Source organism: Citrobacter sp. CK180 (assembly GCF_030333655.1).
Taxonomy (GTDB): Bacteria; Pseudomonadota; Gammaproteobacteria; order Enterobacterales; family Enterobacteriaceae; genus Citrobacter_B; species Citrobacter_B koseri.
In genome coordinates this window covers 1-14135 of sequence record NZ_JAOWFM010000053.1, presented here as the reverse complement: position 1 = coordinate 14135, position 14135 = coordinate 1, and the positions used below count along the sequence as shown (strand labels likewise).

The window sequence follows — 14135 nt, the reverse complement described above, 5'->3', positions numbered from 1 at the left end:
TGCCGGATGGCGCTACCGCTTATCCGGCCTACAATAACCTGACTCGTAGGCCGGATAAGACGCGCCAGCGTCGCCATCCGGCATTTTTGATCAATGGTATCCCATCAACTGTGCGCCGATAACCACCACGCTGGACATGATAAACAGCAACCCCAGCAGCGTCGCGCCAACCTTCAGCCAGTTGCGAAAATCGACCCGGCACACGCCTAATGTCGCCATTAACGATGCGGACGTTGGATAGATGATGTGGCTGAAGCCATCGCCAAACTGGAAGGCCAGTACCGTAACCTGACGATTTACGCCTACCAGATCGCCTAACGGAGCCAGAAGCGGCATCGTTAACGCCGCCTGACCGGAACCGGAGGTGACAAAGAAATTGAATACGGCCTGAAACAGCAGCATAAACCATGCAGCGACAGCGTTGTTCAGACCGCTAATACCGTGAGCAATACTGTTCAACAGGGTATTTAACACGCTGGCGTCGCCCGCCTCGCCGTTGCCCACGAGCAATAAAATACCTTTGGCGAAGCCGACCAGCAGGGCCGGGGCAATCATCATTCTGGCGCCTTCGGTGAACGAGGAGGCCATGATGTTCACCGTCATACCGTTGAGACGGAAAATAACTCCAATGATGCCGATGACCACGCCCATCGTGAAGAACTGGCTGGCAATCTCAGGAATAAACCACGCGTGAACAATCACTCCCCAGATAACCCAAATCATCACCCCGGTCAGCACAATCAGCACCAGCCAGTCGCCAGCGGTGAAAGGACGTTGAGCGATTTCGTCCTGCTTCTCACGAAAATAGCGATCGGATTCATGGACGCGCGACAGATGGGGATTCTTTTTCACCCGCGCGGCATAGGTCAGGGTAAAAAGAAGACCAATCAGCGTGGAAACGAACCACACAACAATGCGCAAGCCTGAGCCGGAAAGGACCGGTACGCCCGCAATCCCCTGCGCGACCACGACGCAAAACGGGTTCATCCATGAACTGGCAAAACCAATCTGGGTGGCGATATAGGTGACCAGTACGGTGGTAATGCTGTCATAGCCCAGGCGTACCATCAGCGGCGCGATAATAATCGCAAAGGCGACGGCCTCTTCCCCCATGCCAAAAACCGCGCCGCCCAGTGAGAAGAGGATGAACAGCACCGGGATAAACAGCACCTCATTGCCGCGCGTATGGCGTATCAGCGCCAGAATACCGTTATCAATGGTGCCTGTACGCATGACGATGCCGAACGCGCCGCCGATCACCAGCATAAACATGATGATGCCGACGGCCGTGCCGAATTTAGAACCGGAGGTTAATCCTTCGAACGGGAAATTCATTAAGCCGGGTCTTTCATCGCCGGTTGTAAAGAGCTGGACGCGATGATACTGCGCTTCACCGGCTTCGTTGGTGAGAATACGAAAAGAGTGGGGATCGACCACTTTGCGGGTTTTCGTCTGCCCGTCAACCTGATACTGCACTTCCTGGCTGTCGAACATTCCGACGGGAACAACCCAGGTGGCAAGACTGGTCAGAATGGCGACGAAAAAAATAATCACCAGCGTATCGGGCATCGCCCATTTTTTGGCAGGCCGCGATTGCGATTCTGTTACTGCGGACATAACACACTATCCCTGTTGCAAGGCAAAGAGATAATTATGCGAACAGAGGAATAGTTATTCATTGATACAGCGCAGCTAAGCGGGAAAATCGGATTTCGTTCATGCCGGTTCGGCGGGCATAAAAAATCTGGAAATAATCGCTATTTCCAGACCTTAGATATGAAGTGCTGGCCGGATAAGGACGCCTTAGCGTCGCTATCCGGCACACAAAGCAGATTACTGCTGTTGCTGTGAAGACTGAATCGCGGTCAGAGCGATGGTGTAGACGATATCATCTACCAGCGCGCCACGGGACAGGTCGTTCACCGGCTTGCGCATACCCTGTAGCATTGGCCCGATGGAGATCAGGTCGGCAGAACGCTGTACCGCTTTGTAGGTGGTGTTACCGGTGTTCAGATCCGGGAAGATGAACACGGTCGCGCGACCTGCAACCGGAGAGTTCGGCGCTTTGGATTTCGCAACATCAGCCATGACTGCGGCGTCGTATTGCAGCGGGCCGTCGATCATCAGATCAGGGCGTTTTTCCTGCGCCAGACGGGTCGCTTCACGCACTTTCTCTACGTCGCTGCCTGCGCCAGAGGTGCCGGTGGAGTAGGAGAGCATCGCAACGCGCGGTTCGATGCCGAAGGCAATTGCGGATTCCGCAGACTGGATGGCGATTTCAGCCAGCTGTTCTGCCGTCGGGTCCGGGTTGATCGCGCAGTCGCCGTAAACATAAACCTGTTCCGGCAGCAGCATGAAGAACACGGAAGAGACCAGAGAGCTGCCTGGCGCTGTTTTGATCAGCTGTAGCGGCGGACGAATGGTGTTTGCCGTGGTGTGAACCGCACCGGAAACCAGACCGTCAACTTCATCCTGTTCCAGCATCAGCGTACCGAGAACCACGTTGTCTTCCAGCTGTTCGCGGGCGACGGTTTCGGTCATGCCTTTGCTCTTACGCAGTTCAACCAGACGAGCGACATAGCTTTCGCGAACCACTTCCGGGTCGACGATTTCAATGCCTGCGCCCAGTTCTACGCCCTGAGAGGCGGCAACGCGGTTGATCTCTTCCGGGTTACCCAGCAGGACGCAAGTCGCGATGCCACGTTCAGCACAGATGGCTGCCGCTTTAACGGTACGCGGTTCGTCGCCTTCCGGCAGAACGACGCGTTTACCGGCTTTACGCGCCAGCTCGGTCAGCTGGTAGCGGAATGCAGGCGGAGACAGACGACGGCTGCGCTCAGAGGTCGCGGTCAGGGATTCAATCCAGTCAGCGTTGATGTAGTTAGCAACGTATTCCTGAACTTTTTCGATACGCTCATGGTCATCAACCGGAACTTCCAGGTTGAAGCTCTGTAGGCTCAGAGAGGTCTGCCAGGTGTTGGTATTCACCATGAATACCGGCAGGCCGGTTGCGAAAGCACGTTCGCACAGTTTAGAGATGCGCGCGTCCATTTCGTAGCCGCCGGTCAGCAGCAGAGCGCCGATTTCCACGCCGTTCATTGCCGCCAGGCAAGCCGCAACCAGTACGTCAGGACGGTCAGCAGAAGTCACCAGCAGAGAACCCGCACGGAAGTGCTCCAGCATGTGCGGAATGCTGCGCGCGCAGAACGTGACAGACTTCACGCGACGGGTGTTGATATCGCCTTCGTTCACAACGGTTGCGTTCAGGTGACGCGCCATGTCGATTGCACGGGTTGCAATCAGATCGAAGCTCCACGGCACCGCGCCCAGAACCGGCAACGGGCTGGATTCCTGGAGTTTAGCCGGATCGACTTTCACCACTTTCGCTTTGGAAGAGTCGTCGAAAATCTCAGACAGATCCGGGCGGGTACGGCCCTGCTCATCAACCGGTGCGTTCAGTTTGTTAACAATAACGCCGGTGATGTTGGTGTTCTTCGCGCCGCCGAAGCTGCTGCGGGTCAGTTCGATACGCTCATTCAGCTGTTCCGGGGTGTCGGTGCCCTGAGACATCACGAAGACGATTTCCGCATTCAGCGTTTTCGCGATTTCGTAGTTCAGAGACTGAGCGAACTGGTGTTTACGCGTCGGAACCAGGCCTTCAACCAGCACCACTTCCGCATCTTTGGTGTTCGCGTGATAGTTCGCGATGATCTCTTCCATCAGCACATCTTTCTGATTGCTGGACAGCAGAGATTCAACGTGGCTCATCTTCAGCGGTTCAGCCGCCGGGACAGACGAGTTTGCACGAACGATAGCGGTAGTCTGGTCTGGCGCATTGCCACCCGCGCGCGGTTGGGCGATTGGCTTAAAGACGCTCAGACGAACGCCTTTGCGTTCCATAGCACGGATGACGCCAAGGCTGACGCTGGTCAGGCCGACGCTGGTTCCGGTAGGGATCAGCATAATAATACGGGACACGGTTTATCCTCTTTCGTTACCGCCGGTTTCAGGCGGGTTACAAAACAGCACCGCCAGCTAGGCTGGCGGTGTAAAATCAGGCAGTCAGACGGCTCGCGTCTTGCGCGATAACCAGTTCTTCGTTGGTTGGGATAACCACCGCAGGACGGGTACCTTCTTTGTTGATGAAACCAGATTTGCCGAAACGGGCAGCCAGGTTACGTTCGTGATCGACTTCAAAGCCCAGCACGCCCAGTTTACCCAGAGACAGCTCACGCACCATCGCCGCGTTTTCACCGATACCGCCAGTGAAGACCACTGCGTCCAGACGACCTTCCATCAGCGCGGTGTAAGAGCCGATGTATTTCGCCAGACGGTGGCAGTATACGTCCATCGCACGTTTCGCATCTTCTTTAGCGGTGTAGTTGTCTTCAACATAACGGCAGTCGCTGGTGACTTCGGTCAGACCCAACAGACCTGATTCTTTGGTCAGCATTTTGTTGATCTGATCGATGTTCATGCCCAGGTTGTCATGCAGGAAGAAGATGATTGCCGGGTCGATGTCACCGGTACGGGTGCCCATCACCAGACCTTCCAGCGGGGTCAGACCCATAGAGGTGTCAACGCACTGGCCGTTGCGGATTGCAGAAACGGAACCACCGTTGCCCAGATGGCAGGTGATGATGTTCAGTTCTTCAACCGGCTTGTTCAGCATTTTTGCGGCTTCCTGAGTCACATAGTAGTGGCTGGTGCCGTGGAAACCGTAACGACGTACGCCGTGTTCTTTGTACAGGCTGTACGGCAGGGCATACAGGTAAGACTCTTCCGGCATGGTTTGATGGAACGCGGTGTCGAACACTGCAACGTTCTTTTCTTTCAGTTCCGGGAAGGATTTCAGCGCTTCAGTAATCCCGATCAGGTGAGCCGGGTTGTGCAGCGGAGCGAACGGCGCAGCGTCTTTGATGCCCTGGATAACGGAGTCATCAATGACCACGGAGCTGGTATACTTCTCGCCGCCGTGTACGATACGGTGACCAATTGCGGTCAACTGCGCAGACAGTTCTGGTTTTTGTGCCAGAATAGTATTAACAATAAAGTTCAGCGCTTCACTGTGAGCGGCGCCTGCACCTAAAGCCGCTTCTTGTTTATTGCCGTCCATTTTCCATTTGATACGTGCTTCAGGAAGATGGAAACATTCGGCTAAACCAGAAAGGTATTCTTCACCGTTCGCTGCATCGATGATTGCAAATTTCAGTGAGGAGCTACCGCAGTTCAGAACCAGTACTAACTTACTCGACATGGAAGTACCTATTTATGATACGTGGCTAAAAAAACGTCAGTGAGCCATAGAGCGTAACGCATGATGACGCTGACGTTTATGATTAACATCATGCGCAATAATCTTTTTCGGCATGATGGAAGAAATACCTTTGAGTCTATGCCATTTTGCGTATTTTTCAGCCAATGGCATACTATATGTAAATTTGACGACTCAATGATTTTGGACTACTGGCCTTAGAGGCCGACACAGGATACCTGATAGTGGGTATCAATGACAAAATGTTTTGAACGATGTCCCTTGCAGTTGTTGTTTTGCACAAATTTTTGAATTTTTATATGTGAAGTTGAGGTAAAGCCATGTCGACACCGGATAATCGCTCCGTGAATTTTTTTAGTTTGTTTCGCCGGGGGCAGCACTACGCAAAGACGTGGCCGATGGAAAAGCGCCTTGCGCCGGTCTTTGTTGAGAACCGCGTGATTCGTATGACGCGTTACGCCATTCGCTTTATGCCGCCGATCGCGGTGTTTACGCTGTGCTGGCAAATCGCGCTGGGCGGTCAGTTAGGCCCGGCGGTTGCCACAGCCCTGTTTGCGCTCAGTTTACCGATGCAAGGCATGTGGTGGCTGGGAAAACGCTCCGTTACGCCACTCCCGCCTTCCATCCTGAACTGGTTCTATGAGGTTCGGGGAAAATTGCAGGAAGCCGGGCAGGCGTTGTCGCCAGTAGAAGGCAAGCCGGATTACCAGGCATTAGCTGACACGCTTAAGCGCGCCTTCAAACAACTGGATAAAACTTTCCTTGATGATTTGTAATTGACCCCTGATTACGCATATAAAAGAAGGCATACCAATGCCTTCTTTTTTTGACCGCAGTAGAGTGATACAGGAGTCCCAAAATGGAAATGACCAACGCTCAACGTCTGATTTTGTCTAACCAGTACAAAATGATGACCATGCTCGACCCGACCAACGCCGAGCGTTATCGCCGTCTGCAAACGATCATTGAACGCGGCTACGGCTTGCAGATGCGTGAGCTGGATCGTGAGTTTGGCGAACTGAAGGAAGAAACCTGCCGCACGATTATCGATATCATGGAGATGTATCACGCCTTACATGTGTCCTGGACTAACCTGAAAGACGCGCAGACCATTGACGAGCGTCGCGTGACGTTCCTCGGGTTTGATGCCGCAACCGAAGCGCGTTATCTGGGCTACGTTCGCTTTATGGTGAACGTGGAAGGGCGCTATACCCACTTTGATGCCGGTACGCATGGCTTTAATGCCCAGACGCCGATGTGGGAAAAATACCAGCGTATGCTGAATGTCTGGCACTCCTGCCCGCGCCAGTATCACCTGAGCTCGAACGAAATTAATCAGATTATCAATGCCTGAGGGGGTGAGCGTGCAGTGCAAAGGCTTTCTGTTTGATCTGGATGGAACGTTGGTTGACTCCTTACCCGTTGTAGAGCGGACATGGTGCAACTGGGCCGATCGTTTTGGCCTCACGCATGATGAAGTGCTGAGCTTTATTCATGGCAAGCAGGCTATCACTTCTCTGCGACACTTCATGGCGGGAAAGCCGGAAGAGGAGATCGCCGCAGAGTTTACCCGTCTGGAACAGATAGAAGCGACGGATACGGCAGGGATTGTGGCGTTGCCGGGCGCGGTCGAATTGCTGAACCATCTCAATAAAGCCGGTATCCCCTGGGCTATCGTTACCTCAGGCTCGATGCCGGTTGCGCGGGCGCGCCATCAGGCGGCCGGCCTTCCTGCGCCAGAGGTGTTTGTTACCGCTGAACGCGTGAAACGCGGCAAACCGGAACCGGATGCCTATCTGCTGGGCGCCCAACTGCTCGGCCTCTCGCCGCAGGAATGCGCGGTGGTGGAAGACGCGCCTGCCGGGATTCTCTCCGGGCTGGCCGCCGGGTGTCATGTCATTGCGGTCAATGCGCCTGAGGACACGCCCCGCATTGCGGACGTCGATTTTGCCCTGAGCAGCCTTGAGCACATTTCCGTGACCAAACAGCCCAACGGAAACGTGGTCGTTCTTAGAAATACCTGAACATGATTTAGCCCCGCATTGTTGGGGCTTTTTTATGGCAGAATCAGTCCATCCCTCTCATTTAACAAGGATATGTTGTGAACGGTGAATTGATATGGGTTCTCTCCTTACTGGCGATTGCCGTTATCTTGTTTGCGACGGGCAAAGTGCGCATGGACGCGATTGCTTTGCTGGTCATTGTCGCCTTTGTTCTGAGTGGAACATTGAGCATCTCAGAGGCCTTTTCCGGCTTCAGCGATCCTAACGTTGTTCTGATTGCCGCCTTGTTCATTATCGGCGACGGGCTGGTGCGTACCGGCGTCGCGACGGTCATGGGCGCCTGGCTGGTGAAAATGGCCGGTAGCAGCGAAGTCAAAATGCTGGTGCTGCTGATGATCACCGTTGCCGGGCTTGGCGCGTTTATGAGTTCAACCGGCGTGGTCGCGATTTTCATCCCGGTGGTGTTAAGCGTTTCTATGCGTATGCAGACCTCGCCTTCACGCCTGATGATGCCGCTTAGTTTTGCTGGTCTTATCAGCGGCATGATGACGCTGGTGGCGACGCCGCCCAACCTGGTGGTGAACAGTGAACTGTTGCGCGAAGGGCTGCACGGTTTTAGCTTCTTTAGCGTCACGCCGATTGGGCTGGTGGTGCTGTTCCTCGGCATTATCTACATGCTGGTGATGCGCTTTATGTTGAAAGGGGATGATGCGTCGCAGCAGCGTGATGGCTGGAAGCGTCGCGCCTTTCGCGATTTAATCAAAGAGTACCGTCTGACCGGTCGCGCCCGTCGGCTTGCCATTCGCCCGGGTTCGCCGATGGTCGGCCAGCGTCTGGATGACCTCAAGCTGCGTGAGCGCTATGGCGCGAACGTGATCGGCGTTGAACGCTGGCGGCGCTTTCGGCGCGTTATTGTTAACGTCAATGGGGTGTCGGAATTTCGCGCCCGCGATGTGTTACTGATCGATATGTCTGCCGCCGAGGTGGATCTCCGGGAATTTTGCAGCGAGCAACTGCTGGAGCCGATGGTTTTACGCGGCGAGTATTTTTCCGATCAGGCGCTGGACGTGGGGATGGCGGAAATCTCCCTGATTCCCGAATCGGAACTGATTGGCAAATCGGTGCGCGAGATCGGTTTTCGTACGCGCTATGGCCTGAATGTCGTCGGTCTGAAGCGTGACGGCGTGGCAATCGAAGGGTCGCTTGCTGATGAAGCGCTGTTAATGGGCGACATTATTCTGGTGGTGGGAAACTGGAAGCTGATTGGTCAACTGGCGAAGCAGGGCCGTGACTTCGTGGTGCTGAATATGCCTGTGGAAGTGAGCGACGCCTCCCCGGCGCACAGCCAGGCGCCGCATGCGATCTTCTGTCTGGTGCTGATGGTTGCGCTGATGTTGACCGATGAGATCCCTAACCCGATCGCAGCAATCATTGCTTGCCTGCTGATGGGGAAATTCCGCTGTATTGATGCAGAAAGCTCCTACAAAGCGATTCACTGGCCGAGCATTATCCTGATTGTCGGGATGATGCCTTTTGCGCTGGCGTTGCAAAAGACCGGCGGCGTTGATCTGGTCGTTAAAGGATTGATGGATGTCGGCGGCGGCTATGGCCCCTATATGATGCTGGCATGTCTGTTTGTGCTGTGCGCCACCATCGGGCTGTTTATTTCCAATACCGCGACCGCCGTGCTGATGGCGCCGATAGCCCTTGCGGCAGCGAAGTCGATGGGGGTGTCACCGTATCCTTTCGCGATGGTGGTGGCAATGGCGGCGTCGGCGGCGTTCATGACGCCGGTCTCCTCACCGGTAAACACGCTGGTTCTGGGGCCGGGGAACTACAGTTTTAGCGACTTTGTTAAGATCGGGGTGCCGTTTACGATAATCGTTATGGCGGTATGCGTGGTGATGATCCCGGTGCTGTTTCCGTTTTGATTTTTTGCCGGATGGCGCTATTCGCTTATCCGGCCTACAAATGTAGCAGTAGGTCGGATAAGCGAATAGCGCCATCCGGCAAAACGATTTATAGCGGCGAATCCTGGCTGATTTCATCCAGCGAGAGGTGAAAACTGGGCACAAACACCGCCATAAAATAGTCCATCTCTTCGCTGCGGCGCGACGCCAGGGTTTTTTCCAGTCGCGTTTTTGCCAGCAGGAATTCATTATTGCCCGCCGATAACTCTTCCAGACACTTCAGATAGGCGCAAAGCGCGTCGGCTTGCTTCACAACCGATTTCTCTTCTTCGCTGTAAGCATGTTCGTCGATCAGCGGTGCAAAAATATCGCGCAGTTCGTCAGGAACCATATCCACCAGTTTTTGTTGGGCAATTTTCTCTATCGCTTTGTATTCCTGCGCGATTTGCGAGTTGAAGTATTTCACCGGGGTCGGGAGATCGCCGGTCAATACTTCAGAGGCATCGTGGTACATCGCCAGTAGCGCAATACGCTCGGCGTTGACCTGGCCGCCGAATTTGCGATTTTTGATAGCGGCAAGCGCGTGGGCGACCATTGCCACCTGCAAACTGTGTTCGGAGACGTTTTCGGTGCGCACGTTGCGCATCAATGGCCAGCGGTTAATCAGTTTCAGGCGGGAGAGGTGGGCAAAAAAATGGCTCTGCTTCATAGTGACCTTTTCATGATGACAACCTGAGGGTCATTGTGCGCAGAGAAGGCCATCGGATGCAAATACTCGTCTTGCTCACGTTGCATCCGACGGCCTGTTTACGGTTACAGCTGATGATATCCTGACAGGAAGCGCCCGAATTTACTCAGCGACATTTCAATGTCGTCAATACGAGGCAGTGTTACAATGCGGAAGTGATCCGGCCAGGGCCAGTTGAACGCGGTTCCCTGCACCAGCAGCACTTTTTCCTGCAACAGGAAGTCGAGCACCATCTTCTGGTCATCGTGGATGTTAAAGCGCTTCGCATCTATTTTCGGGAACATATACAGTGCGCCGCGCGGTTTCACGCAGGAAACGCCCGGAATATCGTTAATCAGCTCCCACGCGCGGTTACGTTGTTCATACAAACGCCCGCCCGGCATGATGAATTCGCTAATACTCTGGTAGCCGCCCAGCGCCGTCTGGATCGCGTGCTGTGCCGGAACGTTGGCGCACAGACGCATTGACGCCAGCATCTCCAGCCCTTCAATGTAGCCTTTGGCGTGTTTTTTCGGCCCATTCAGCACCATCCAGCCCTGGCGGAATCCGGCGACGCGATAGGTTTTGGATAGCCCGTTGAACGTAATGGTCAGCAAATCCGGCGCCAGTGCGGCGATAGAATGATGCTCAGCGTCGTCGTAGAGGATCTTGTCGTAAATCTCATCGGCGAAAATGATCAGATTATGTTGACGGGCAATCTCAACGATCTCCATCAGCAGCTCTTTGGAGTAAACCGCGCCGGTTGGGTTATTCGGGTTGATTATCACAATGCCACGGGTACGCGGCGTGATTTTGGCGCGGATGTCGTCGAGATCCGGGAACCAGTCAGAAGATTCATCGCAAAGATAGTGTACCGCTTTGCCGCTGGAGAGCGAGACTGCCGCTGTCCACAGCGGGTAATCCGGCGCGGGAACCAGCATTTCGTCCCCGCTGTTCAGCAACGCCTGCATTGCCTGCACGATCAATTCGGATACGCCGTTACCAATATAGATATCTTCTACGGTGACGTCGCGCATGCCGCGCGCCTGGTAATGCTGCATGATCGCTTTGCGTGCGGAATACAGACCCTTTGAATCGCAATACCCCTGCGCCGTTGGTAAATTGCGGATGACATCGACCAGGATCTCATCAGGCGCTTCAAACCCAAAAGGGGCGGGGTTGCCGATGTTCAGTTTCAGAACTTTATTGCCTTCTTCTTCCAGGCGTTTCGCTTCTTTCAGAACAGGGCCGCGGATGTCATAACAGACATTTTCTAGTTTGCTGGATTTTTCAATGGGGGACATGAATCTTGACCTTTTTAGCTGTTATCGCCACTCCCTGCCGTGGAAGTCAGCACGGAACAATGTACTCCCACAGCGGTGAGTTTTGAAGGGTCAGCAGTAGAAGATTTTGCTCAGGCTTAGTGTGGGATTATGCTGTTAAGTCCTGCTTTAATGCCATTCTTGCAGTTTTTATTACTGCTTTTATTTATTTTATTGGTTTTTTGTTTTTAGTATCGGGCTTTTGTGTGGTTGTATGTTTTGTTAAAAAATAGTCTAAACTCAGGGAGGAAAGTGTTAGCGGCGTCAGCATAACTCAATTATCAGGAAAATACTGAATGCTTTTACGAAACTACTGTTATCGCCATGATCTGTAAACGTTAGGGTGTAAATCTATTGTTAAGTAGAATTAATGAGTAGTGGCGATCTTAATTAATTATTATTTAATATTTAAAAAGCACCTGCTGGTGAGATTAATAATACATAATTTTCTTAGTTAAGATAACATAATCACGCTTCAGATTATTCGTATTAAGGCTTATAAATATAGTGGTTTTGGGTTAAGATAAGCCCCAGGAAATGGTGCGCAGTCTGCGTTGTCTGCTAATTTTTATGACGAGCATCTATAACTAACTTGTTGCTCAGTAGGCTTTTTTTGTGTCGGTAAATGTCCGTTAACTTCTTTTACATTTACAAAATTACACGTTTATCCTTAGCAGAATTCCGTTGTTACCTAAAAAGGTATGCGTCTTCTCCTCGATATATCCCTGGTAATGACCTCTGGGATTATTCGAAAAGAAAGGAGAAGAGGTTGTTAGCAGCACCAAATACATTTTTACTTTCACTTGGTTACGCAAGTGAAACGGCGAGGGAAGCACATTACAAATGGAATTGTTTGTTTATGAACACACAGCATTAACCAGGTCAGCATGGTATGACCCGCCAGTAAGTGAAAAATTATGATAAATGCAAATCGTCCGATAATTAACCTCGACCTCGATCTGCTGAGAACGTTTGTTGCTGTTGCCGATCTGAACACGTTCGCCGCTGCGGCGGCGGCGGTATGTCGTACTCAGTCTGCGGTGAGCCAGCAAATGCAGCGTCTTGAGCAGCTTGTGGGTAAGGAGTTGTTCGCCCGTCATGGTCGTAACAAGCTGTTGACTGAACACGGTATTCAGCTTCTGGGTTACGCCAGAAAAATCCTGCGCTTTAATGATGAGGCGTGCTCATCATTGATGTTTAGCAATCTTCAGGGCGTATTAACAATTGGCGCTTCTGATGAATCCGCCGATACGATATTGCCTTTCCTGCTCAATCGGATCAGTTCGGTTTACCCGAAGCTTGCTCTGGATGTGAGGGTGAAACGTAACGCCTTTATGGTGGATATGCTGAAATCGCAGGAAGTGGATTTGATTGTCACTACGCACCGTCCGGGATCTTTCGAGTTCCTGAACCTGCGCACATCGCCGACACACTGGTACTGCGCGGCGGAATATGTGCTACAGAAGGGGGAACCGATCCCGCTGGTGTTGTTAGACGATCCCAGCCCGTTCCGCGATATCGTATTAGCGACGTTGAATGCGGCGAATATTCCCTGGCGCCTTGCCTATGTGGCCTCAACGTTAGCGGCGGTACGCGCGGCCGTAAAAGCCGGACTGGGGATCACCGCGCGACCGGTCGAGTGATCTTACCCAGCAATAGTGGACACGCGGCTAAGTGAGTAAACTCTCAGTCAGAGGTGACTCACATGACAAAAACAGTATCAACCAGTAAAAAACCCCGTAAACAGCATTCGCCTGAATTTCGCAGTGAAGCCCTGAAGCTTGCTGAACGCATCGGTGTTACTGCCGCAGCCCGTGAACTCAGCCTGTATGAATCACAGCTCTACAACTGGCGCAGTAAACAGCAAAATCAGCAGACGTCTTCTGAACGTGAACTGGAGATGTCTACCGAGATTGCACGTCTCAAACGCCAGCTGGCAGAACGGGATGAAGAGCTGGCTATCCTCCAAAAGGCCGCGACATACTTCGCGAAGCGCCTGAAATGAAGTATGTCTTTATTGAAAAACATCAGGCTGAGTTCAGCATCAAAGCAATGTGCCGCGTGCTCCGGGTGGCCCGCAGCGGCTGGTATACGTGGTGTCAGCGGCGGACAAGGATAAGCACGCGTCAGCAGTTCCGCCAACACTGCGACAGCGTTGTCCTCGCGGCTTTTACCCGGTCAAAACAGCGTTACGGTGCCCCACGCCTGACGGATGAACTGCGTGCTCAGGGTTACCCCTTTAACGTAAAAACCGTGGCGGCAAGCCTGCGCCGTCAGGGACTGAGGGCAAAGGCCTCCCGGAAGTTCAGCCCGGTCAGCTACCGCGCACACGGCCTGCCTGTGTCAGAAAATCTGTTGGAGCAGGATTTTTACGCCAGTGGCCCGAACCAGAAGTGGGCAGGAGACATCACGTACTTACGTACAGATGAAGGCTGGCTGTATCTGGCAGTGGTCATTGACCTGTGGTCACGTGCCGTTATTGGCTGGTCAATGTCGCCACGCATGACGGCGCAACTGGCCTGCGATGCCCTGCAGATGGCGCTGTGGCGGCGTAAGAGGCCCCGGAACGTTATCGTTCACACGGACCGTGGAGGCCAGTACTGTTCAGCAGATTATCAGGCGCAACTGAAGCGGCATAATCTGCGTGGAAGTATGAGCGCAAAAGGTTGCTGCTACGATAATGCCTGCGTGGAAAGCTTCTTTCATTCGCTGAAAGTGGAATGTATCCATGGAGAACACTTTATCAGCCGGGAAATAATGCGGGCAACGGTGTTTAATTATATCGAATGTGATTACAATCGGTGGCGGCGGCACAGTTGGTGTGGCGGCCTCAGTCCGGAACAATTTGAAAACAAGAACCTCGCTTAGGCCTGTGTCCATATTACGTGGGTAGGATCA

General features: G+C 53.1%; 10 protein-coding genes and 1 pseudogene. 6 read left to right on the top strand and 5 right to left on the bottom strand.

Annotated features, from left to right (window positions below; all coding sequences use genetic code 11):
• Positions 1 to 90 precede the first annotated feature (90 nt).
• The 3 genes from yfcC to ackA form a co-directional block, all read right to left on the bottom strand.
• Positions 91 to 1617 (bottom strand): putative basic amino acid antiporter YfcC, encoded by a 1527-nt coding sequence (gene yfcC, locus OGV50_RS15900; protein ID WP_047462338.1) that lies wholly within the window; start codon positions 1615 to 1617, stop codon positions 91 to 93.
• A gap of 216 nt (positions 1618 to 1833) precedes the next feature.
• Positions 1834 to 3978: a phosphate acetyltransferase gene (gene pta, locus OGV50_RS15895; protein WP_024130156.1), complete on the bottom strand. Its 2145-nt coding sequence runs from the start codon at positions 3976 to 3978 to the stop codon at positions 1834 to 1836.
• Positions 3979 to 4054: 76 nt separating this feature from the next.
• Positions 4055 to 5257, bottom strand: coding sequence for an acetate kinase (gene ackA, locus OGV50_RS15890; protein ID WP_012131481.1), 1203 nt, complete (start codon positions 5255 to 5257; stop codon positions 4055 to 4057).
• Positions 5258 to 5595: 338 nt separating this feature from the next.
• Here ackA and yfbV point away from each other — a divergent pair, with 338 nt between their 5' ends.
• The 4 genes from yfbV to OGV50_RS15870 all read left to right on the top strand — a co-directional run bounded on the left by yfbV (position 5596) and on the right by OGV50_RS15870 (position 9209).
• On the top strand, positions 5596 to 6051 hold the full coding sequence (gene yfbV / locus OGV50_RS15885; RefSeq protein WP_003028087.1) for a terminus macrodomain insulation protein YfbV: 456 nt from the start codon (positions 5596 to 5598) through the stop codon (positions 6049 to 6051).
• 83 nt (positions 6052 to 6134) lie between these two features.
• Positions 6135 to 6629: a YfbU family protein gene (locus OGV50_RS15880; protein WP_012131483.1), complete on the top strand. Its 495-nt coding sequence runs from the start codon at positions 6135 to 6137 to the stop codon at positions 6627 to 6629.
• Complete coding sequence (locus OGV50_RS15875; protein WP_012131484.1) at positions 6622 to 7299, top strand: sugar phosphatase; 678 nt, start codon at positions 6622 to 6624, stop codon at positions 7297 to 7299. Before OGV50_RS15880 ends, OGV50_RS15875 begins: the two co-directional genes overlap by 8 nt.
• A gap of 77 nt (positions 7300 to 7376) precedes the next feature.
• On the top strand, positions 7377 to 9209 hold the full coding sequence (locus OGV50_RS15870; RefSeq protein WP_012131485.1) for an SLC13 family permease: 1833 nt from the start codon (positions 7377 to 7379) through the stop codon (positions 9207 to 9209).
• 88 nt (positions 9210 to 9297) lie between these two features.
• Here OGV50_RS15870 and yfbR read toward each other — a convergent pair whose 3' ends face one another.
• Together yfbR and alaA are read right to left on the bottom strand one after the other, a co-directional pair.
• Positions 9298 to 9897, bottom strand: a complete 600-nt coding sequence (gene yfbR / locus OGV50_RS15865; RefSeq protein ID WP_012131486.1) for a 5'-deoxynucleotidase — start codon at positions 9895 to 9897, stop codon at positions 9298 to 9300.
• Between the two features lie 104 nt (positions 9898 to 10001).
• Complete coding sequence (gene alaA / locus OGV50_RS15860; protein ID WP_012131487.1) at positions 10002 to 11219, bottom strand: alanine transaminase AlaA; 1218 nt, start codon at positions 11217 to 11219, stop codon at positions 10002 to 10004.
• A 935-nt stretch (positions 11220 to 12154) separates the two neighbouring features.
• Here alaA and OGV50_RS15855 point away from each other — a divergent pair.
• Positions 12155 to 12877: pseudogene (locus tag OGV50_RS15855) on the top strand (LysR family transcriptional regulator); the annotation flags it as partial.
• Positions 12878 to 12942: 65 nt separating this feature from the next.
• Positions 12943 to 14105, top strand: a protein-coding gene (locus OGV50_RS15850; protein WP_085947771.1) for an IS3-like element IS3 family transposase whose coding sequence is annotated in 2 segments (ribosomal slippage) — positions 12943 to 13204 and positions 13204 to 14105 — 1164 coding nt in all. Because the reading frame shifts where the segments join, the coding sequence is not laid out codon by codon here.
• The last annotated feature ends 30 nt before the right edge of the window (positions 14106 to 14135 follow it).

Coding starts and splice junctions, on each gene's coding strand:
- alaA (WP_012131487.1), bottom strand. CDS start 11,219: ATGTCCCCCATTGAAAAATCCAGCAAACTAGAAAATGTCTGTTATGAC.
- yfbR (WP_012131486.1), bottom strand. CDS start 9,897: ATGAAGCAGAGCCATTTTTTTGCCCACCTCTCCCGCCTGAAACTGATT.
- yfbV (WP_003028087.1), top strand. CDS start 5,596: ATGTCGACACCGGATAATCGCTCCGTGAATTTTTTTAGTTTGTTTCGC.
- OGV50_RS15875 (WP_012131484.1), top strand. CDS start 6,622: ATGCCTGAGGGGGTGAGCGTGCAGTGCAAAGGCTTTCTGTTTGATCTG.
- OGV50_RS15880 (WP_012131483.1), top strand. CDS start 6,135: ATGGAAATGACCAACGCTCAACGTCTGATTTTGTCTAACCAGTACAAA.
- yfcC (WP_047462338.1), bottom strand. CDS start 1,617: ATGTCCGCAGTAACAGAATCGCAATCGCGGCCTGCCAAAAAATGGGCG.
- ackA (WP_012131481.1), bottom strand. CDS start 5,257: ATGTCGAGTAAGTTAGTACTGGTTCTGAACTGCGGTAGCTCCTCACTG.